This window comes from Pseudomonas sp. (assembly GCF_002796985.1).
Lineage (GTDB): Bacteria > Pseudomonadota > Gammaproteobacteria > Pseudomonadales > Pseudomonadaceae > Pseudomonas.
Genome location: NZ_PEKX01000010.1, coordinates 1 through 21,238, shown reverse-complemented (window position 1 = coordinate 21,238; position 21,238 = coordinate 1). Strand labels below are relative to the sequence as shown.

Here is a 21,238-nt window from a genome sequence, read left to right as displayed (position 1 = left end):
TCGTCAGCACAGGGCGGCGTTAGCACGGAGCGGCGTCAGCGCAGTGCGGCCTGGAATTCGTTGCCGTTGTTGTCGTGCAGCCAGAGTTCGGTGCGTGGGTGGCCGCGCACCTCGAAGGTGAAGGTCGGGTTCTCGCTCACCGCCGGGAACAGCTCCAGCCGGGCGAAGACTTCCCCGTCCGGCCCGCGCAGCTCGGCGTGGTCCAGGTAGAACTCGGGGATGCCGCCGACCAGGCCGTTGTCCATCGGGTGCGAGACCGACAGGCGCACCCGGCTGTACTCGCCCTTGGGGTAGGAACCGCCATGCACCTGGCCGAGGCGGTCTTCCCAGCCCGGTTGCGCGCGCACTACGCTGGGCGCGGTGCAGCCGCCACCGGCGGCGTCGATCCAGGCCGAGCCGACGTGCCAGACGCCCTTCTCGTCCCGTAGCGCGGCGCGAATCGGCGTGGCCTGTTCGATGCGGATGCGCACCGCCAACAGCGGCTCCAGATGCTCGCCCGGATAAAGCGTCAGCACATGGGGAATCGGGTTCAGCTCGGCCCACAGCAGCAGGCGGTCGAAACGCCCCGGCAAGGCGCGGGCGTCGACTTCCACCGGGACCTGGCGGGAGTCCTCGGCGAACGGCGGCACGCCCAGCTTCACCCGCTCATCGAACACGTAGGGCTCGCCATTCAGCAGGCGCTTGTGGTGGTACTCCCACATCACCGAGGGCATCGGGTCGCCCTCCACCGCCGCTGCCAGCAACGGCAGAGCGCAGATTCCCAGCAGCAGTTCGCGCCTGTGCATCATGTCTCCCTCACTGCACGTCCTGATAAAGCCCCGGCAGTTCGTAGCGCACGCCGTAGGCGGCGTAGAGCTTTGCCATCTCACCGCTGCGCACCAGTTCTTCCAGCTCGCCGTCCAGGGCGTTGGAGAGCTGGCGATTGCTTTCATGCACCGCCATGCCAATGTCCCACTCGGGCTGGCCAAGGTTGGGGTAGGTGTTCTCGGCGTTCTTCAGGTGCTCATCGGCGGCTTGCGCGCGCATCCAGTCCAGCTCGCCGCGCAGGGCCATCACCGCATCCACCTTGCCCGCGCGCATACCATCGAAGGCCGCCTGCGTGCTGGGGAAGTGCACGGTCATGCGGCTGAGCTGGCCGCCCAGCACCGAGGTCAGGTAGAAGGACGGCACGCTGTCCAGCTCCACGCCGATGGGGTGCTCGCGGAAGGCGGCGATGGTGTCCACTTCGGGCAACCGGCGGTCATCGCTGACCACCTGCCAGCGCTCGCGCTGGTAGGGGCCGAACGTCACCACCTGCTCGTTGGCGAACTCGCCGACATCGTTGCGCCGGTTGGCGTACTGGCGGTCGTAGGGCACGCGCAGCATCACGTCGGCTACCACGCCGGGGCGCAGGTAGTGGCCCTTCCAGATGAAGTTGCGCAGGTCGTCGTCCAGGCGTTCGCCGGGCGTGACCCAGAGGAATTCCGCGCGCAGGCCCAGCCCGCTGGCCAGTCGTTTCGCCAGGTCGATGTCGACCCCACGCGGTTGCCCGTCCTGCAGGAAGCTGTAGGGCGGGAAGTTCTCGTACACGGCCACCCGCAGCACGCCGCTGGTGACCATGTCCTCGTAGGGGCGGACCCCGGCCTGCGCCTGCCCCAGCAACAGGCACAAGGCCAGACTCCAGAGCACGCCAATCAGCAGGTTGGGCAGGCGCATGGCGATCACTCTTCCACGTGCACGCTGTCCAGGTAGGTTCGGATCGCCCACAGGCCTTCCTGGCTGATGTAATCGGCCATCTTCGGCATGTACACCGCACCGTCACGCACCGCGCCGTTGATCACCCGCTCCTTGAACCACTCGTCTCCCTCGGCGCCCACATCGAGCATGCGCAGGTCGGGGGCAATGCCGCCGGACTTGGCTTCAAGGCCATGGCAACGCGCGCAGTTCTGGTTGTAGGCCGAGGAGCCTATCTCCACCGCCTTGGCGTGGTTGGCGTAGGGTTCGCGGTAGGGGTTGGTGTCGCGCCATTCCTTGCCCAGTGGTTCCAGCCCCGTGGTATCCACTGCCTGGGGCGTCACATTGCCGTGGGACAGGGCCAGACCCGAGACACCCAGGCCGGCCACTAACAGCAGGCCACACAGCACGTTCTTGTTGTTCATCACTTCATCCTCTCATCGAGATGCTTGGCAAGGCATGGCGCCCGGAACGACGCCAGTGATGAAGATGGTAAGAACGCGCGGCCGGCGGCCGAATCCTGCTTTGGATGCTCCCGCCTACTCCCTTGGTACTAGAACGGCGGGCGGCCATGGCTGGCCTCGGGCCGTGGAATGGCTCGCATTGGTCTGCCGCTATTGCCGGGAATTGGCTATTCGGTGGCGGCGGAACTGGGGGTAACTTAGCTCCATTCCCGCACTGCCGCGGGCCCCACTGGAGATCACCATGAGCGCACGCATCGAATGGCCCAAGGCCGCCCCCGAGGCCTACAAGGCCATGATCGGCCTGGAGCAGGCCCTGGCCAAATCCGGGCTGGAGACCTCGCTGCTGGAGCTGGTGCGCCTGCGCGCTTCGCAGATCAACGGCTGTGCCTATTGCGTGAACATGCACGCCAATGACGCCCGCAAGGCCGGCGAGACCGAGGCGCGGCTGCAGACCCTGAGCGTCTGGGAGGAAACCCGCTTCTTCACCGAACGCGAGCGCGCCGCGCTGGCCTGGGTGGAAAGCCTCACCCGCCTGCCGGAAAAACACGCCCCGCAGGACCAGTTCGACGCCCTGCGCGAGCACTTCAGCGAAGCCGAGATCGTCAACCTGACCCTGGCGATCGCCACCATCAATGCGTGGAACCGCTTTGGCGTCGGGATGGCGATGGTGCCCTGAGAGTCGGCTTTCGTAGGGCGGATAACCCGGAACGGGTTATCCGCCAAATGGCGGATAACGCCTCCGGCGTTATGCGCCCTACCGATCCATTAGAGAGTCAGCGGCTCTTGATCTCGTAGGAGCGAGCTTGCTCGCGAACAGCCCCGCAGCGAGGCCAGGTTCGCGAGCAAGTTCGCTCCTGCAAGTGGAACCGATCAACCCTCGACCAGTTCCACCTGCTCCGGCTCGCGCTTCATCAGCACGCGGCCATTGCGGATCGAATACAGCGCCTTGGTCTGCTGGCGCACCGCTTCGTAGTCACTCTCCACCCCCAGCACCAGCAGGTTGGCCGGGCGGCCGGCGGCGATGCCGTAGCGCGCGCCCAGGTTCAGCGCGCGGGCGCTGTTGTCGGTGACCAGGTCCAGCGCGCGTTGCAGGTCGTCGAAGCCCATCATGTGGCAGATGTGCAGGCCGGCATCGAGCACGCGCAGGATGTTGCCGTTGCCCAGCGGGTACCACGGGTCCTTGATCGAATCCTGGCCGAAACAGACGTTCATGCCGGCGCGGTCGATCTCGGCCACGCGGGTCACGCCACGGCGTTTCGGGAAGGTGTCGAAGCGGCCCTGCAGGTGGATGCTCTCGGTCGGGCAGGAGACGAAGTTGATGCCCGAGCGCTTGAGCAGGCGGAACAGCTTCGAGCAATACGCGTTGTCGTAGGAACCCATGGCCGTGGTGTGGCTGGCGGTGACGCGACCGCCCATGCCGCGCACGCGGGCTTCTTCGGCGAGCACTTCGAGGAAGCGCGAGTTCGGGTCGTCGGTCTCGTCGCAGTGCACGTCCACCAGGCAGCCGGTGCGTTCGGCCAGGTCCATCAGGAACTTGATCGAGCTGACGCCCTGCTCGCGGGTGTTCTCGAAGTGCGGGATGCCGCCGACCACGTCCGCCCCCAGGCGAATCGCCTCTTCCATCAGCTCGCGGCCACCCTCGTAGGACTCGATGCCCTCCTGCGGGAAGGCGACGATCTGCAGGTCGATCAGGTGCCGGGCTTCTTCCCGCACTTCCACCATGGCCTTGAGCGCGGCCAGGCTCGGATCGGTGACGTCGACGTGGGTGCGCACGTGCTGGATGCCGTGGGCGGCCAGCATGCGGATGGTGGTGTGTGCGCGGGACTTGGTGTCCTCGTGCGTGATGGTTTCCTTGCGCTGGGCCCAGCGCTCGATGCCCTCGAACAGCGTGCCGCTCATGTTCCATTCCGGCTCGCCGGCGGTCAGGGTGGCGTCGAGGTGGATGTGCGGTTCCACCAGCGGGGCGATGGCCAGGTTGCCACGGGCATCGATGTCGTCGCCGCTGGCAGCCACGCTGCCGGCTTGCTGCACGACTTCGGCGATGACGTCGCCTTCGCAGCGGATGGTGAACAGGCCGGTCTGCTTGCGCAGCGAGGCGTTGATGATCTTCATGGGCTTTTTCTTCCTCTTCAGGCTATTCGTGGCGCGGCGCATTGGACATGCGCCAGATGAGCAGCGCCACGGAGGTATTCAGGCGGAACTGTGCGTCATCGAGGGATTGACCGCTCAGGGCTTCGATGCGCGCGATTCGCTGGTTCAGGGTATTGCGGTGGATGCCCAGGCGCTGCGCGGCCTTGAGCGCGTTGCCGCCTTCCTGGACGAGTGCGTCGAGCGTCTCGATCAGCAGGTGCGGCTGTTTGCGGCCCGCCTCGTTGAGCGGGCCGAGGGTGTCTTTCATGAACTGCTCGACCACTGCGCGATCGGGGATCGCCCGCAACAGGCGCAGCACGCCCAGCTCACGGTAGTCACAGAAGCTGCCGGGAGCCTGCATGCCTTCGGCGACGTCGAGCGCCTGACGGGCTTCGAGCAGCGCGCGGGGGAATTCGGCGCAGGACTCGGCGCGGGCGGACAGCCCTAGATAGGCGCGCAACGGCGCCAGCTCCTGCTGCAACTCGGCAGCCAGGGCATGCAGTTCGACGCGCTCGGCATCCGCCAGGAGCAGGACGAACAGGTCGCCCTGGATCACCACCGGCAAACGCTCGGGGCGCTCCTGCTGCCAGTTCTCCAGATGGTCGAGCAGGCGCTGGCGGGTCAGTTGCAGCACGCGCTCGGCCTCCTCCGGCTCCTGTTGCTGGAACAGCGTATCGACGCCGGACAGCCGCAGCGCCACCAGGCGGCGCGGCGTCGCCAGTGGTAGCTCCAGGTGCTGGGCGCGGCGGCGGACGATCTCCAGGCTCGGGTAATCGCCACTGAGCAGTTGGCCGAGGATGTCGCGGCGCGAGGTCTTCACCTGGGTCATCTGCACCAGCGCCGTGCCGATCAGGTGGGTGACGATGACCATCTTCAGCGCGTAGGGCTGCTCGATCAGCGGCAGGCCTTCGGCTTCCGCCAGGCGCACCACGGACGGCGGTATGCGCTGGATGAACTCGTCGCCGGTGAGGATGACGATGCCGGCAATGCCGCTGGCAACGCCTTCACGCACCAGTTGCAGCAGGTTGGCTTCGTCACGGGTGTGGTTGATGCCGGTGACGAACACCAGCTCGCCGCCCATCACCCAGTCGGCAATGCCGACGTTCTCCGCCACGTACGACCAGCGCACGCTGCGATGCACGTTGCGCGCGCCGGCCCGCAGCACGAGGCTTTCCAGCCCCGGCAGACGGAGGATTTCCTCGACGCTCAGGCTCAAGCGCGCGGCTCGGCCACCGGCGCACGGGCGCGGGTGACTTCGGTGAGGATGATGTAGCAGATGGCCGAAGCGGCGATGCCTACCAGCGGCGCAATCCACGGCGAGGCGTAGGCCAGGCCGGCGCCAACCGCGTAGGACACCAGGCCGGTGACGTTGAACGCCGGGATGTGGGTGCCCACCAGCGCCGGGTATTCACCGCGGTTGCGGTACCAGTAGTCGGCCATGATCACGCCACCCAGCGGCGGGATGATCGAGCCCAGCAGTACCAGGAACGGAATCAGCCATTCGTACATGCCGCCGATGGCGAGGATGATGCCGATGCCGGCGGCCAGCAGGGTCATGGTGCGGCGACGCTCGCTGCGCACCAGGTGGCAGGCGGCGGCGGAGACGTTGTAGATGGTCGGGCCCTGGATGGTCCACAGGTTCAGGCAGAGCATGATCACCGCGGCGAAGGACAGGCCCTGCAGCACCATCACTTCGACGATGTCGGCGTTCTGGTAGACGATGGCGCACCAGGCGCCGGCGACGATCATCAGGCCATTGCCGATGAGGAAGGCGACCACGCTGGCGATCACCGCGATGCGTCCGCTGCGGGCCATGCGGGTCCAGTTGGTGGCCTGGGTCGCGCCGCTGGCGAAGGTGCCGAAGACCATGGTCACGGCGGCGGAGAAGGTCAGGATCTGGCTCGGCTCCTTCGCCAGCAGGCCACTCCAGCCGCCGGCGTGGTTTGTGGCGATGACCATCGAGGCGACCAGCAGGATGAACATCAGCGGCACCGACACGCGGGACATGATGTCCAGCCCCTTGAAGCCGATGATCGCGGTGATCGAGAACAGCAGGCCGAACACCACCATCAGCGGGATATTCAGCCACTCGGGCAGCGACAGCATCTTCACCAGCACGATGGCCACGGTGGCGGTGCCCCAGGCGTACCAGCCCAGTTCTGCAAAGCCAAGGAGGAAGTCGGACAGCTTGCTGCCGCGCTCACCGAAGCAGAAGCGGCCCATCAGCACGGTATTCAGGCCACTGCGGGAGGCGATGAGGCCCAGGGAGGCGGCGTAGACGGCGAGCAGCACGTTGCCGATGAAGGCGACCCAGAGCATGTCGACGAAGTCGAAGGCCATGCCAATCTTGCCGCCGGCGAACATGGTGCCGGTGAAGAAGGTGAAGCTGAACAGGACCATGGCGATGGGCAGCAGGCCTTTGCGCCCTTCCCTGGGCGTCGCGCTCAGGGGGAACTCACTGGGGGAACTCGTCGAGGCTTTTTTCATCGGGGGGGCATTCCGCGAGGATTGGTTGAGGACTCCCGGCCAACGCAAATAGCGGGCCGGAAAAGCCAATCAGGAACGACGCGGAAATTTTGAGCATGTCGAACATTGTGATCTGTTCACAATGCACACTTCCGGTGGGTGTAACGGCGTTTCAAGATAGCTCAAATGTGCATTGTGCGGATTTCTGGGGCGCGATGCAGCTTTTTCGCACCAAAATAGACGAACCCTCTGACCCAAATCACTGCCGTTCGGCGGAATTCCCGCCGCACGCGCCGCTTGCCGTCTGGACTTTGTCCCTGCGACACCCTGTCACCCCCAGACAAGGAAATGGCACGGACAACAAGTCCGGCACGCACCGACGCAGGCAGACTCTCCTCAATGTTCCGTCCGCTGTCCGCCCCTGGCGGATGGCCTGATAACAACAGAGAGCCCGCCAACAAGAAAAAGGGAGTACCCGCCAATGAGCGTCGCCAGGTTCCTCGCTCCATCGGTCCTCGCGCTGAGCACGTGCCTCGCGATGGGCGCAGCCCACGCCGAGCTGCCGACCGAGAGCATCGGTGAGACCGTCTTGCCGTTCCCGCCCTCGCCGCACCGCGCCTACATCGTCGACGTGGAGTTCGAGAACTTCATCGCCGGCCGCGTCACCGTGGTCGACCCGGAGCAGAAGAAGATGCTCGGCATGGTCAGCACCGGCTTCGTCGCTCCGTCCACCCTGAGCCACGACGCCAAGACCCTGTACTCCGCCGACACCTTCTACTCCCGCGGCACCCGCGGCGTGCGCACCGACGTGCTGACCGCCTGGGATACTTCGAACCTGCGTCCGAAGTGGGAAGTGGAAATCCCGGCCAAGCGCGCCTCGATCCTGACCCAGAAGTACGCCCTGGGCAGCAGCTCCGACGACCGCTTCGTCTACGTCTACAACTTCACCCCGTCCACCTCGGTCACCGTGGTCGACACCCAGGAGAAGAAGGTCGCCAGCGAAATCGCCATCAGCGGCTGCGTGCTCAACTACCCGGTGGGCAAGCGCAGCTTCGCCTCGCTGTGCGGTGACGGCCAGCTGCAGATCACCAAGGTCGGCGACGATGGCAAGGAAGTCGGCCGTAGCCAGACGCCGTTCTTCGATCCGAACAAGGAAAAGCTCAACGAGCGTGGCCTGGCTGTCGGCGAAACCTACTTCTTCGTGACCACCGACGGCATGGTCAAGCCGGTGGACGTCTCCGGCGACAAGCCGAAGATGCTGCCGAGCTGGTCGCTGACCACCGACGAAGAACGCAAGAAAGGCTGGGGTACCGGCGGCTGGCAGCTGATGGCCGTAGCGCCCAAGCTGAACCGCCTGTACGTGCTGATGCATGAAGAGCACAGCGCCGGCAAATGGGAAGACCCGAGCCCGTTCATCTGGGTCTACGACCTGAAGACCCAGAAGAAGATCGGCACCCTGGAAGCGCCCAAGCCGGTGTGGAGCCTGCACGCCACCACCGACGACAAGCCGCTGCTGCTGGGCACCGACATCGAAGGCGGCCTGCAGATCTTCGACCTGAAGACCGGCAAGTACAACGGCGCCATGGACAAGATCGCCAAGACGCCGATCCTGGTCCTGAGCCACTAAGCCTTTTTTAGAAAGCCAACCGAGAGGTACGGATATGTTTTCCGATCCGATCCTGATCATCGCCAGTGCGGTGGCCGTTGCGGTGCTGCTCGCCAGCGCCGCCAGCCACAAGCTGCGCGCGCCGATGCGCTTCGCCCGCCAGGTCGAAGACTACGGCCTGCTGCCAGCCTCGCTGGTCGGCCCGGTGGCCCGCGTGCTGCCGGTGGTCGAAGGCGCTGTTGCCTTCGCCCTGCTGGTGCCGGCGAGCCGTCACGTCGCGGCCCTGGCCGCCACGGCGCTGATCCTGTTCTATGCCGGCGCCATCGGCATCAACCTGTGGCGCGGCCGTCGCGACATCGACTGCGGCTGCTCCGGCCCCGGCCAGATGCAACCGCTGCGCCCGGTTCTGCTGCTGCGCAACGCGATCATCGCCGCGCTCGCCCTGCTCGCCGCCTGCACCCCGCAGGCCCGCGAAATGGGCGTGTTCGACGCCTTCGTGATCCTCGCCGCCAGCGCCGTCACCCTGCTCCTGTATGCCGCGGCCGATAGCCTGCTGGCCAATCATCCTCGTCTGCTCAAACTCATCGGAAGGTGAACAAATGGAAGGTCTGATCGTTTCCAACATTCTTCTCTGGGTGCTGCTCATCGCCCTCGCCTTCACCGTCATGGCGCTGGTGCGCCAGATCGGCGTCCTCCACGGCCGCATCGCTCCGGCCGGCGCGCTGATGGTCGACAAGGGCGTGGCGGTCAACGAGCCCGCACCGAAAGTCACCGCCGCCGACCGCCACGGTCGTCCGGTCAACTTCGGCTATGAAGGCGAGCGCGGCCAGCTGCTGTTCTTCCTCTCGCCGACCTGCCCGATCTGCAAATCGCTGCTGCCGGCGATCAAGTCCATCGCCAAGGACAAGGCTGGCGAGCTGGAAGTGATCTACGTCAGCGACGGCGACATGGCCGCCCAACAGGCGCTGATCGCCGAGCACGGCCTGGAGAAATCCGCCTACGTGGTCGGCCCGGAAGTGGGCATGACCTACCAGATCGGCAAGCTGCCCTACGCCGCGCTGATCGACAGCAAGGGCGTGCTGCGCGCCAAGGGCCTGGTGAACTCCCGCGAGCACCTGGACAGCCTGTTCGAGGTCGAGCACCTGGGCAGCGCCACCCTGCAGCAGTACATGAAAGGCACCGGCCACGTGCACACCCACGACGCCAGCCACGGCCACAGCCACTGATCACGGAGAGAACAAGCATGAAATTCCTCGACAACCTGTTCGAGCGCTCCTCCCGCCAGGTGGCCAACGTCACTTCGCGGCGCAAGCTGCTGGGCCGCTTCGGCTCGCTGCTGGTGGCCGGCGCCGCCCTGCCGATCATCCTGCCGATCGACCGCACCTCCAAGGCCCTGGCCGCCGAGGCGCCCAAGGCTGGCGATCCGGGTGACCCGAACAGCTGCGACTACTGGCGCTACTGCTCCATCGACGGCTTCCTCTGCACCTGCTGCGGCGGCACCACCACCTCCTGCCCGCCCGGCACCGATGCCTCGCAAGTGACCTGGATCGGCACCTGCCGCAACCCGGCAGACGGCAAGGACTACATCATTTCCTACAACGACTGCTGCGGTAAGCACAGCTGCTCCCAGTGCGCCTGTACCCGCAACGAGAGCGAGGAGCCGCTGTACCGTCCGTTCAACAACAACGACGTCAACTGGTGCCTGGGCGCGGAATCGCGCATCTACAACTGCACCGTCACCATCATCCGCGGCGTCGCGGTCTGAAGTCGGGAGAACAGCCCATGCGCAGTCTCGTTGTCGGCGCCCTGCTCTGCAGTCTGGTCGCCCCCTTTGCCCAGGCCCGCGCGATCCCCGATCCGCACCAGCGGCCGGCGCCCGGCAACGAGGAGGTGCAGAAGCCGATCTCCCAGCAGAGCTACACCCCGGCCACCAATTACCAATTGCAATGCGCCGGCTGCCACCTCACCGAAGGCAGTGGCAGCAAGGCCAACGACACGCCGCGCCTGCACGGCTTCGTCGGCAACTTCCTGAAGGTGGATGGTGGGCGGCAATTCCTCGTGCGCGTGCCGGGCATGTCCCAGTCCGCGCTGAACGACGCGCAACTGGCCGACCTGCTCAACTGGCTGCTGCGCAAGGAGGGCATGGCCGGTGACAGCATGCCCACCGAGTTCAAGCCCTACACCGCCGAGGAAGTCAAAGCCACGCGCTACCAGGCCCTGCTCAACCTGCCGGGCACCCGCGCCGGGTTGATCCAGGAAATGCGCAAGCAGGGCATCACCATCACCGATGGGATGAGCGATGCGTACTGAGTGATTGCTCCGGCGGCTTGCCCGCCGGGGAATGTTTTGCCTCCGCGGCTATCCCGCGCACAACTGCCCGCTGCTCCAGCGGGCTTTTTTATGCGCGGGGATTTTCTGTAGGAGCGAGCTTGCTCGCGAACCGCTTGACGCCCGCGCCACCGGGGAATCCGTTCGCGAGCAAGCTCGCTCCTACGAAAAAACCCGACATCCCACGCCCCGCATGTGGAATCGATGGGTATCGCTTCGCTCCACGCCATCCTACTTGCGAGGCTCACGGGGAATTTACCGCTATACCCTGCAGCGAACTTGAAACCGTAGGGCGGATAACCTGGAACAGGTTATCCGCCGCTCACCTCCGACGGCGGATAACGCTGGCGCGTTGTGCGCCCTACGATTGGGTGACGAGCGTCAGCTGCTCTCCCGCACCATCAACTCGAACCCCAGGTCCAGCACCGGCGCATTCACCGGTTTGTCGTTGATCAGGTCGAGCAGGCGCTCCGCCGCATGGCTGCCGATGGCCTTGCGCGGGGTGCGGATGCTGGAGAGGCGCGGGACCATGAATTCCGAGCTGGGCAGATCGTTGAAGCCCAGCACCGCTACCTGTTCGGGAATGCGGATGCCGTGGCGCATGGCCTCCAGCAAGGCGCCGTGGGCCAGGTCGTCGTTGCCGAAGAAGATGCCTTCCACCTGCGGATGGCTGGCCAGCAACTGGCGGAACAACTCACCACCGAGGCCCACCGATGACGAACGCGGCGTGAGGATTTCCAGCGCCGGGTCATAGCAGCCGGCCTGCTGCAGCGCGCGGCGGTAACCCTCGCCACGCAGCAAGGTGCGCTGGTCCAACTGCGCGCCGATATAGGCCAGGCGCTTGCGCCCACTCTTGAGCAGGTGTTTGGCCGCCGCCTCCCCTGCACGAATCTGCGAGAAGCCCACGCAATGCAGCCCCGCGCCGGGGTCCAGGTCCATCATGTAGACCGCCGGCACGCCGCTGGCCTCGATCATCCGCCGGGCGCTCTCGGTGCGGTCGAAGCCGGTCAGCAGCAGGCCGCGCGGTTGGTACGCGAGGTAGTTGCGCAGCAGGTTCTCTTCTTCGTCGCGGGAGTAGTGGTAGTTGCCGATCAGCACTTCCAGGCCGCGCGGGTGCATCACCGCATGGATGGCTTCGAGGGTTTCGATGAACAGCTGGTTCGCCAACGACGGCACCAGCACCACGATGTTGTGGCTCTGCTTGGAAGCCAGCGCGCGGGCGGCGGGGTTGGCCACGTAGCCCAGGTCGGCGGCAGCCTGGCGGACCTTTACCACCAGTTCCTCGGCCACCGTACTCACGCCGCGCAAGGCGCGCGAGGCGGTGATGGGGCTGACGCCGGCACTGCGTGCCACGTCGTTGAGGGTGGGTTTGCCGGTGGTGCGAGAGCTTCTGTCGTTTTTCTTATCGTTCTTCCGGGCGGTCATCGGGCGGCTTGCCAAACAAAAATCGAGGCACTAAGGTAGCGCTGTCTCGCAGCCAGGGCAATTGCCTGAGGCCGGCTCCCGCCGCCCCTCGCCCGCCGGCGTTTGCTTATCACAGCAGCATCCGCCGAGAGCACCGGGACACACCGACTAGAATGACAAGAATACGGAGGCAGCCCGATGCTTTTCGTTACGCCCAACAAAGATAGCGCTGTCTCACATCCGAGGCCCTGCATGCTCCCCTCCATCGATGCCGTGCTCATCATGGGTGTCGCCGGCTGTGGCAAGTCCAGTGTCAGCGAGGCCCTGTGTCTGCGCAGCGGCGCGTTCGCCATCGAAGGCGACTCCTTCCACCCCGAAGCCAACATCCAGAAGATGAGCGCCGGCATCCCGCTGACCGACGAGGACCGCGCCGGCTGGCTCGACACCCTCGCCGCCCAGTTGCAGCAAGCCATCGCCACCGGCCAGCGCCCCGTGCTGACCTGCTCCGCACTCAAGCTCATCTACCGCGAGCGCCTGCGCCGCGCCGTGCCCGGCCTGGGTGTGGTGTTCCTGGAACTCACCCCGGAAACCGCCGCCCAGCGCGTCGCCACCCGCCCCGGCCACTTCATGCCGGCCAGCCTGATCGACAGCCAGTTCGCCGCCCTCGAAGTGCCTACCAGCGAACCGCTGACCCTGCGCCTGGACGCCACCCGCCCACTCGACGAGCTGGCCGAAGCCACGCACCTCTGGTGGCGACAGCACTCCAGCGACTGATGCCGATAGCGCCTGCCATCAAAAGATAGCGCTACCTCAACTCACCCAAGAAGAAGAACCGCTCCGGCACAACGACAAAAACAGGAGAGACTCATGCTCGGCATGTCCCACGACACTTATCTGCTGCTGGACGCGGTGGTCACCATCATCGGCCTGATCCTGCTGATCACCCGCTTCAAGATCCACCCCTTCGTCGCCCTGATCATCGCGGCCGGCTTCCTCGGCCTCACCTCCGGCATGCCGGTGGCGACCATCGTCAAATCCTTCCAGGATGGCTTCGGCGGCGTGCTCGGCTTCGTCGGCATCATCCTTGCGCTGGGCACCATGCTCGGCAAGATGATGGCCGAGTCCGGCGGTGCCGATCAGATCGCCCGCACGCTGATCCAGGCCTTCGGCAAGGAGCGCGTGCACTGGGCGATGATGTTCGCCGCGTTCCTGGTCGGCATCCCGCTGTTCTTCGAGATCGGCTTCATCCTGCTGGTGCCGCTGGTGTTCATCGTCGCCCGGCGCAGCGGCGTATCGCTGATCAAGATCGGCATCCCGCTGCTCGCCGGTCTCTCCGCCGTGCACGGCCTGGTGCCGCCGCACCCCGGCCCGCTGCTGGCCATCGGCGTATTCGGCGCAGACATCGGCAAGACCATCTTCTACGGCCTGCTGGTCGCCCTGCCCACCGCCGCGATCGCCGGCCCGATCTTCGGCAAGTTCATCGCCCAGTACATCCCCGGCCAGCCCAATGAAGAGCTGGTGGCACAGATCGCCCACGAGCCGGACACCAGCAACCTGCCCAGCTTCGGTATCACCCTGCTCACCGTGCTGCTGCCGGTGTTCCTGATGCTGCTCAAGACCTTCGCCGACGTCATGCTTGCCGACGGCCACATCGTCCGCGCCTGGCTGGACATGATCGGCCACCCGATCACCGCGCTGCTGCTGGCTCTGCTGCTGTCGCTCTACACCTTCGGCCACGCTCGCGGATTCGACTCGAAGAAAATCCTCAAGCTACTCGACCAGAGCCTCGCGCCCACTGCCGCCATCGTGATGATCATCGGCGCCGGCGGCGGCTTCAAACAGATGCTGGTGGCCAGCGGCGTGGGCGACGTGATCGGCCACATGGCGGTGCAGGCGCAGATTTCGCCGATCCTCCTGGCCTGGCTGGTGGCCGCGGTGATCCGCATCGCCACCGGCTCCGCCACCGTCGCCACCATCACCGGCGCGGGCATCGTGGTGCCGGTCATCGACCTGATCCCCGGCGTCAACCGCGAGCTGCTGGTGCTCGCCACCGGCGCCGGCTCCTTGATCCTCTCCCACGTCAACGACGCCGGCTTCTGGCTGGTGAAGCAGTACTTCAACATGAGCGTGATGGAGACCTTCAAGACCTGGACGGCGATGGAAACCATCCTCTCGGTGGTCGGCCTGCTGTTCATCCTGCTGCTGTCGCTGTTCGTCTGATGCATTGATCGATGGATATCGCTGCGCTCCACCCATCCTACCCAGGCGCTCCCCGTAGGATGGCGTGGAGCGCAGCGATACCCATCAAGCCCAGCGCCCTATCACCCGGCGAGCACCACCAACCGCCCGCCCCGGACTCCTGCAACGAGGTATCGCCCGTGACTTCCTCCGCAACTCCGAAAGCCCCCGCCCAACCCACCTGGCCGCGCGACTTCGACATTCGCGCCCGCTACGCCGAGCAGCAGGAACTCCTGCAGCCCGCACCAACACCGCAGCCCAACCCCTCGCACCCGTAGGGCGCATAACCCGGAACGGGTTATCCGCCGCCGCCGCCCGCACACCGTGAAGCCGGCGGATAACCGCAAGCGGTTATCCGCCCTACCAAAGCCCCGCGCATCAATTTTTGCTGAATCGATTTACCCAGGCCAAGCTAGGCTCCAGAGAATTCCGTAGGGCGCATAACGCGGCACGCGTTATCCGCCATCACAACGCAAGAGAACATCGGCGCATGACTGCGAACAGTCATGCGCCCTGCACAAACTAGTCGCCCACCTTCCCCCGAGGGATGAGTCATGCCCGACAACAACAAGCTCGACCATCTGTTCCCCCGCCTCAGCGACATCCCCGACGCCTGGCGCCCCGACGCGCCCGTCGAGCAGCGCGACTACCTGGTCAACGGCGAACTGCGCCGCTGGGACGGCCCGCTGGCCCCGGTGCGCAGCCCGATCTTCCTCGCCACCGATGAAGGCGACCAACAGGTGATCCTCGGCAGCACACCGCTGCTGGATGCCGACGCCGCCCTCGCCGCGCTGGACGCCGCCGTGGCCGCCTACGACAACGGCCAGGGCGCGTGGCCGAACCTGCGCGTGGCTGAACGCATCGCCCACGTCGAGCGCTTCCTCGCCCGCATGCGCGAGCAGCGCACGGCCGTGGTCAAGCTGCTGATGTGGGAGATCGGCAAGAACCTCAAGGACTCGGAGAAAGAGTTCGACCGCACCTGCGACTACATCGTCGACACCATCCAGGCACTCAAGGAACTGGACCGCCGCTCCAGCCGCTTCGAACTGGAACAGGGCACCCTCGGGCAGATCCGCCGCGTGCCGCTGGGCGTCGCGCTGTGCATGGGCCCGTACAACTACCCGCTGAACGAGACCTTCACCACCCTGATCCCGGCGCTGATCATGGGCAACACCGTGGTCTTCAAGCCCGCCAAGTTCGGCGTGCTGCTGATCCGCCCGCTGCTCGAAGCCTTCCGCGACAGCTTCCCGCCGGGCGTCATCAACGTCATCTACGGGCGCGGCCGCGAGACCGTCAGCGCGCTCATGGCCAGCGGCAAGGTCGACGTCTTCGCCTTCATCGGCACCCACTCCGGCGCCGCCGACCTGAAGAAGCTCCACCCGCGCCCGCACCGCCTGCGCGCCGCCCTCGGGCTGGACGCCAAGAACCCCGGCATCGTCCTGCCCAGCGTCGACCTCGACAACGCCGTCAGCGAAGCCATCACCGGCGCCCTCTCCTTCAACGGCCAGCGTTGCACCGCGCTGAAGATCCTCTTCGTCCACGAAGACGTGCTGGACAGTTTCCTCGACAAGTTCAGCGCCAAGCTCGCCGAACTCAAACCCGGCATGCCCTGGGAATCAGGCGTGGCGCTGACGCCGCTTCCCGAGCCGGGCAAGGTCGACTACCTGAACGGCCTGCTGGAAGATGCACTGGCCAAGGGCGCCGAGGTCATCAACCCTGGTGGCGGCGAGAGCCACGAAAGCTTCTTCTACCCCGCGCTGCTCAGCCCGGTGCGCGCCGACATGCGCCTGTACCACGAGGAACAGTTCGGCCCGCTGGTGCCGGTGGTGCCTTACCGCGACATCAAGGAAGTAATCGATTACGTCCTGCAGTCCGACTACGGCCAGCAGCTCAGCCTGTTCGGCGACGACCCCGAGCAGATCGGCCCGCTGGTGGACGCCTTCGTCAACCAGGTCGGCCGCATCAACCTCAACGCCCAGTGCCAGCGCGGCCCGGACAGCTACCCCTTCAACGGCCGCAAGAACTCCGCCGAAGGCACCCTCTCCGTCCACGACGCCCTGCGCACCTTCTCCATCCGCACCTTGGTCGCCACGCGCTTCACCGACGCCAACAAGGCCCTGATCAGCCAGATCATCCGCGACCGCGACTCCAGCTTCCTGACTACCGACTACATCTTCTGATAGGCGGCCGAACGGTCCCCTCTCCCTGAAGGGAGAGGGGACCGTTCGGCGCAAGGAGAACCCGCAGCATCAGTCGGAACGGTCTGCCCCCTCTCCCTTCGGAGCGGGGCGCGTAGCCAGGGCTGGGGTGAGGGAAAGGCTCTGGCACCGGACCTCCACGAGAACCACCAGCCCCGCTTTCAGAAATCCCTTTCGAAATATCCCGACTCATCCCCATCGCCAAATGAAACAACCCGGTAAGAAGACCCCACTACGCTTGCCATAAGTCAAAGGGGTCACCCTTCAAGACTCGATAGTCTGCGCGCCTCTCGACGAGCTTGATATCCGTCGTCTGAACCGATAGTGGCAACGACCGATATCGAAGTGGAAGAAGCGTTTGCCACGCAACCCATGGATTCCCAGCAAACAAGGGAGCACCAACATGAGTGGCTACAACGCAGTTCTGGCACGTAACACCGACAAGGCCCCGCAAAACCTCGGCCCCTATGCCCAAACCGTCGCCTTCTCCCACTACAACAACCTTTCCGCCCAGTTGCCGGTCGACCCGAGCAGCGGAAAGCTGGTGGCCGGCGGCGCCAAGGAACAGGCCGAGCAGTGCTTCAGGAACCTCAAGGCCGTCATCGAAAGCATCGGCCACACCCTGAACGACACCGTCCGCATTTCCATCTTCCTGACCAACATCGCCGATGCCGAAGCCGTCGCCAAAGTGCACGCGGCCTTCTTCCCCAACTACCTGCCGACACTCACCACCGTCGCCGTGGCTGCCCTGCCGCTGGGCGCCCAGGTGCAGGTCGAAGCGCTCATCACCTGCGGCGAAGGCACCATCCCCAACGCCCCGCAGGCCGGCGACCTGATCAAGGTCGAACGCAACACCGAGAGCGCGCCGCTGAGCCCGCTGTCCACCCAGACCGTCGCCTTCTCCCACTACAACAACCTCACCGCCCAGCTGCCCATCGACCCGCGCACCGGGAAGCTGGTGCCCGGCGGCGTCGAGGAACAGACCCGGCAGTGCCTGCGCAACATCAAGACCATCCTCGAAAGCATCGACGTGCCCTTCGATGACATCGTGCGCATCACCGTCTTCGTCAAGAACCTGGCCGACATGCAGGCCGTGAACAAGGTCTACACCACCTTCTTCCCCGACTCGGCCATCGCCCGCACCGTCGGCTACGTCCCGGCACGTACTGTCGTACAGGAGCAAGCCCTGCCGATGGATGCCCTGGTGCAGGTCGAGGCCGTGGTCTCCCACGGCGACGGCACGCCCCCGCAAGCCGTCGAAGACCGCCACGGCATCGTCATCAAGGCCCACAACACCGACGCCGCGCCGAAGTGCCCCTACTCCACCCAAACCGTCGCCTTCTCCCACTACAACCACATCTCCGCCCAGCTGCCGCTGGACGTGAAGACCGGTGAACTGGTGGCAGGCGGCATCAAGGAACAGGCCGGCCAGTGCTTCAAGCACCTCAAGGCCATCGTCGAAAGCATCGACCACGCACTGGCCGATGTGGTGAAGGTCAACGTCTTCCTGAAGAACATCGACGACATTGCCGCCGTCGATGAGGTGTACGCCAGCTACTTCCCCGGCGGCGTCCCCGCACGCAGGACGGTAGCCGTAGCGGCCCTGCCCAAAGGTGCGCTGATCCAGATCGACGCCGTGGCCGCCAACGCCGAAGGCACGCCTCCGGCTGCTTGATTGGCAATCAAAGAGTCATGCCCTGCCCGACTGACACCAGGGCATGACCCACACCGAACGGTCCCCTCTCCCGCGTGCGGGAGAGGGTTAGGGTGAGGGGCTCTTGCTCTTGTAGGAGCGAGCTCGCTCGCGAACCCACCGCACTCCAAACCGCCAATCACTCCCTCCGCCACCATCTCCCGCGCCTCTCCTCACGCATCAACCGCGGCACCTCCCCCATCGGCACCCAATACTCCCCCTGCCAATCCAGCACCGCCAACGACCGCCCCTCGCCTTTCGCCAGCATCCGCTTCGGCAGCCCCGCAGGCACCCGCCCCTGATCCCTGAGCGTCGGCAACACATGGCCAGTGATCCACATCCGCATTTGCCGATGCTCCGGATCACGAAAGCGGTGCATGACATGGAAAGCGCCATAGTCACTGACCAGCAGCACGACCTCCTCACCGCCACCCGTCACCAGGCGCGCCTCGCGAAAGAGGTCCTCATCCAATCGAAGAACATAAGCATCGACCTGCTCGCGGATCAGATAACCCAGCTCGCGGGCGACCAACCAGGGCTGGTTGTCGATCAACACGCCGCGCAGGGAACGGTTGTAGCGGTGGAAAACGGTGGGAACGTAGATGTCGTCCATGGAGTTGAGACCTTTGTGGTTAATCCAGAAAGGCCACTCCCCCGTCGCCAAACGGTAGGGGTGGCAGAACCGCGCAAGGTTGGCGAACCGGAACCACAGGACCGGCAGACCCGAAGGTCTCCCTGCGCGGCCTGCCATAGCAAGACACTGCGGACGTAGAAATACGTCGCAGCGCTATGAGCGCGGTCGCACTGTGGATTTATCGGGTCGCCAAACCCGCCCCCCTGCCGCTTTCACAGGGGCGTCGGGAGGTTATGGGGAAGGCTGGAAGAGGTCAAGCGGGGTATAGCTTTCTGATCTGGCGGCAACCGCCACCCAAAGCGGACTATTGGCGATTGGAATAAAACTGCTATAGATACCTTTAGGCTGAAGAAGCGTTGAGGATATGCGCTATGCATAGCGTCTTAATTAAAATAATTCAGTACGCGCAGTATTCGCGGCGATTACTTATCGGGCTCGGCATAGTAGCTGTCACAGCATTTATTTCAGCCTGTGGAAATGAAAATAACCGCTCCCATATCTCCCCTGAAGAACAGAAATGTATTGATTACACAAAAAATGCGATAGAAGCGCGAGGAGAAAATTACTCGCGCTACACGGATAAAAAATTTGAAGATGGCGAACCAGTATGGGTCGCAGGAAGGCGATTTGATTTCGAGCACCTGAAATCAACGCCAGACGAATATCGGCCAACATTCAGAAATCCAGACGTATGGAAAGAGAAAGGAAAGTTTATTCCTGGCGTGACTCTAATCTACAGAGATAGCGTTAGTCACATGAAGGAAACAATGTCGGGTGTAATTTCTACCGATATTGATCCGGGTAATCCAAAAATTATTATACTAATGAATTGCAAAATGGGAGCAACTCCTTCTCCTGAAAAATACTTACCTCTCAATAATCTGACAAATAAACTGATAGGCGGACCTTCAGGATATGCCATTTCACTAAATGAAGAGCTTGGATTCTATCAGGCCTTGGGTAACGAGGAGCATGCAGATGATTATTTCTACAGGCATCGCAACGGCGCCGTGGATATGAGCTTTCCAATAATTTTCTGCGGCAAAGATATCTCGTCGGGAATCTGCTCTGCAAAAATAACCGCCTGGGAAAATATTGTATTGATCTATCGATTTCCGAGAAGGCAGTTGAGCGATTTCACAAGAGTTTATCAGGCAACTAAAGACAAGATCGACGCCGCATTGGCGAAAGGAGAGCAATGAGATGAGCACTATTATGACTCTGGAGCAACTACAAGAATTTGATCGATTGGCAAATGAGGCCGCAGGCAGAGCTAGCAATGAGGCCATAGCTCAGGGCGCCTATGAGTTCAAGCGCTTGGCCTCTTGTTGAACAGTATCGAGCAGACGAGAGGCCGCTAGCGATCCATAGCTGACTATCGGCGATTCGGATAAAACTGCTATCGATACCGTTAGGCTGAAGCTCATGGCTTGCGGGTCACCGTTACTCGATAATCCGGGTGTTCTTCGAGAGCCTGAATTCCCCCTTTACCCATTTATATTCCAGCGTCTGCTTGGCTTCGGTGTTTGTCGAGTCACAGCTCGTGAGCTTCTGATGGAACCTGATAATCGCCGCATCTTTTCCGTTATCGAAAAACTCATAAGGTGGATTTTCCGGGGTAGTCGCATCCTGTCCGTCCAGGTTGCTGCACACCTTCCCTAAGTCCGAATAGCGGCCGCTGCGCTCCCCTGCTTCTCGCAGTGAATAAATTAGATAGCCGGAACGTGCCTCCGATTTTGGCACAAGGTGGAAAAGCACATAACTTGTAGAGTAGATGCCATGACTTAATTTTCCGACGCTGAACAATACGAACTGTTTTCCCTTGTTGCTGCGGAATCTCTGTTCCACGTTTATATTAGGGTAGGTCGAGTACTTATCGATCCCCCGACACTCTAACTTTCTCAATTCCGTCTTGGTGCAATGGTAGAACTGGTCGTAATTGCCCACATCCGTTACGTACAGAAATTCATTGGTGTTGAGTTTCTGACAGTATCTTGCCTTGACGTTTCCCGACTCGAAAGTCTCTGCAAGGGATGTGTATCCCGGGCTTTCAATGACGTCTTCGCAGGGCCGGAAGAAATCTTCGGCCTGAACTTGCATGCTCAAGACAAGTACCGCCAGTATCAAAAAGTACTTCATCACTTCTCTCCGTGGAGATTAAGCTCCGGCAGTCACACTGTGGCGGCCCAACATGGAAGGTGTCGATCCAAGACCCCTTGCTCCCGGATCACTCTGTTCTTGGCATATTCGGACTGCCTAGCGTGCTCTCAAGACTAGCAATGCTCTATTGCGTCTGCTTCTGGCCCAGACTGTGTAAAAACGTGGCCAGTGCCCTTGCTATGCTGCCGGTGGGTTTCATAGCGG

The 21,238-nt window shown here is 63.7% G+C and carries 21 protein-coding genes; 12 read left to right on the top strand and 9 right to left on the bottom strand.

Features of this window, described 5'->3' with window-relative positions; translation table 11 throughout:
- Positions 1-35: 35 nt before the first annotated feature.
- The 3 genes from CTR55_RS17120 to pedF are packed head-to-tail and all read right to left on the bottom strand — an operon-like array spanning position 36 to position 2,138.
- Complete coding sequence (locus CTR55_RS17120; RefSeq protein WP_296288023.1) at positions 36-785, bottom strand: quinoprotein dehydrogenase-associated SoxYZ-like carrier; 750 nt, start codon at positions 783-785, stop codon at positions 36-38.
- Between the two features lie 10 nt (positions 786-795).
- Entirely contained in the window at positions 796-1,695 is a 900-nt protein-coding gene (locus tag CTR55_RS17115; RefSeq protein ID WP_296288022.1) for a transporter substrate-binding domain-containing protein, read from the bottom strand.
- Positions 1,696-1,700: 5 nt separating this feature from the next.
- Entirely contained in the window at positions 1,701-2,138 is a 438-nt protein-coding gene (gene pedF, locus CTR55_RS17110; RefSeq protein ID WP_296288021.1) for a cytochrome c-550 PedF, read from the bottom strand.
- A gap of 280 nt (positions 2,139-2,418) precedes the next feature.
- Here pedF and CTR55_RS17105 point away from each other — a divergent pair, with 280 nt between their 5' ends.
- On the top strand, positions 2,419-2,853 hold the full coding sequence (locus tag CTR55_RS17105) for a carboxymuconolactone decarboxylase family protein (RefSeq protein ID WP_296288020.1): 435 nt from the start codon (positions 2,419-2,421) through the stop codon (positions 2,851-2,853).
- A 194-nt stretch (positions 2,854-3,047) separates the two neighbouring features.
- On the opposite strand, the gene codA is transcribed toward CTR55_RS17105, so the two are convergent.
- Genes codA through codB form a run of 3 tightly spaced genes read right to left on the bottom strand, consistent with a single transcriptional unit; the run spans position 3,048 to position 6,794 of the window.
- Positions 3,048-4,289: a cytosine deaminase gene (gene codA, locus CTR55_RS17100; RefSeq protein ID WP_296288019.1), complete on the bottom strand. Its 1,242-nt coding sequence runs from the start codon at positions 4,287-4,289 to the stop codon at positions 3,048-3,050.
- A gap of 22 nt (positions 4,290-4,311) precedes the next feature.
- Complete coding sequence (locus tag CTR55_RS17095; protein WP_296288018.1) at positions 4,312-5,523, bottom strand: PucR family transcriptional regulator; 1,212 nt, start codon at positions 5,521-5,523, stop codon at positions 4,312-4,314.
- Complete coding sequence (gene codB, locus CTR55_RS17090) at positions 5,520-6,794, bottom strand: cytosine permease (protein ID WP_296288017.1); 1,275 nt, start codon at positions 6,792-6,794, stop codon at positions 5,520-5,522. Before codB ends, CTR55_RS17095 begins: the two co-directional genes overlap by 4 nt.
- Before the next feature lie 460 nt (positions 6,795-7,254).
- Between codB and CTR55_RS17085 the strand changes: the two genes are divergently transcribed.
- From CTR55_RS17085 to CTR55_RS17065, 5 genes are read left to right on the top strand one after another with little or no spacing between them, the layout of a single operon-like run.
- Complete coding sequence (locus CTR55_RS17085; protein ID WP_296288016.1) at positions 7,255-8,400, top strand: amine dehydrogenase large subunit; 1,146 nt, start codon at positions 7,255-7,257, stop codon at positions 8,398-8,400.
- A gap of 34 nt (positions 8,401-8,434) precedes the next feature.
- A complete protein-coding gene (locus CTR55_RS17080) occupies positions 8,435-8,974 on the top strand; it encodes a MauE/DoxX family redox-associated membrane protein (RefSeq protein ID WP_296288015.1) in 540 nt (179 codons plus the stop codon).
- Between the two features lie 4 nt (positions 8,975-8,978).
- Positions 8,979-9,605 carry a methylamine dehydrogenase accessory protein MauD gene (mauD, locus tag CTR55_RS17075; RefSeq protein ID WP_296288014.1) on the top strand — a complete coding sequence of 209 codons (627 nt, stop codon included), beginning with the start codon at positions 8,979-8,981 and terminating at the stop codon, positions 9,603-9,605.
- A gap of 17 nt (positions 9,606-9,622) precedes the next feature.
- On the top strand, positions 9,623-10,144 hold the full coding sequence (locus CTR55_RS17070) for a methylamine dehydrogenase light chain (RefSeq protein WP_045217996.1): 522 nt from the start codon (positions 9,623-9,625) through the stop codon (positions 10,142-10,144).
- A 17-nt stretch (positions 10,145-10,161) separates the two neighbouring features.
- Entirely contained in the window at positions 10,162-10,689 is a 528-nt protein-coding gene (locus tag CTR55_RS17065) for a cytochrome C (protein WP_296288013.1), read from the top strand.
- Between the two features lie 399 nt (positions 10,690-11,088).
- Here the strand turns inward: CTR55_RS17065 and CTR55_RS17060 are convergent, their stop codons facing one another.
- Positions 11,089-12,132 carry a LacI family DNA-binding transcriptional regulator gene (locus tag CTR55_RS17060; protein ID WP_296288012.1) on the bottom strand — a complete coding sequence of 348 codons (1,044 nt, stop codon included), beginning with the start codon at positions 12,130-12,132 and terminating at the stop codon, positions 11,089-11,091.
- Positions 12,133-12,363: 231 nt separating this feature from the next.
- Here CTR55_RS17060 and CTR55_RS17055 point away from each other — a divergent pair, with 231 nt between their 5' ends.
- From CTR55_RS17055 to CTR55_RS17035, 5 genes are all read left to right on the top strand, one after another.
- Positions 12,364-12,885, top strand: a complete 522-nt coding sequence (locus tag CTR55_RS17055; protein WP_296288011.1) for a gluconokinase — start codon at positions 12,364-12,366, stop codon at positions 12,883-12,885.
- A 93-nt stretch (positions 12,886-12,978) separates the two neighbouring features.
- On the top strand, positions 12,979-14,331 hold the full coding sequence (locus CTR55_RS17050) for a GntP family permease (protein WP_296288010.1): 1,353 nt from the start codon (positions 12,979-12,981) through the stop codon (positions 14,329-14,331).
- A gap of 158 nt (positions 14,332-14,489) precedes the next feature.
- Entirely contained in the window at positions 14,490-14,627 is a 138-nt protein-coding gene (locus CTR55_RS17045) for a hypothetical protein (protein ID WP_296288009.1), read from the top strand.
- A 276-nt stretch (positions 14,628-14,903) separates the two neighbouring features.
- Positions 14,904-16,529 (top strand): NADP-dependent glyceraldehyde-3-phosphate dehydrogenase, encoded by a 1,626-nt coding sequence (locus CTR55_RS17040; RefSeq protein WP_296288008.1) that lies wholly within the window; start codon positions 14,904-14,906, stop codon positions 16,527-16,529.
- 421 nt (positions 16,530-16,950) lie between these two features.
- A complete protein-coding gene (locus CTR55_RS17035; protein ID WP_296288007.1) occupies positions 16,951-18,222 on the top strand; it encodes a RidA family protein in 1,272 nt (423 codons plus the stop codon).
- 157 nt (positions 18,223-18,379) lie between these two features.
- Here the strand turns inward: CTR55_RS17035 and CTR55_RS17030 are convergent, their stop codons facing one another.
- Positions 18,380-18,853: a phage antirepressor gene (locus CTR55_RS17030; protein WP_296288006.1), complete on the bottom strand. Its 474-nt coding sequence runs from the start codon at positions 18,851-18,853 to the stop codon at positions 18,380-18,382.
- 392 nt (positions 18,854-19,245) lie between these two features.
- Between CTR55_RS17030 and CTR55_RS17025 the strand changes: the two genes are divergently transcribed.
- A complete protein-coding gene (locus CTR55_RS17025) occupies positions 19,246-20,076 on the top strand; it encodes a hypothetical protein (protein ID WP_296288005.1) in 831 nt (276 codons plus the stop codon).
- A 241-nt stretch (positions 20,077-20,317) separates the two neighbouring features.
- On the opposite strand, the gene CTR55_RS17020 is transcribed toward CTR55_RS17025, so the two are convergent.
- Positions 20,318-21,013 (bottom strand): hypothetical protein, encoded by a 696-nt coding sequence (locus CTR55_RS17020; RefSeq protein ID WP_296288004.1) that lies wholly within the window; start codon positions 21,011-21,013, stop codon positions 20,318-20,320.
- Between the last annotated feature and the right edge of the window lie 225 nt (positions 21,014-21,238).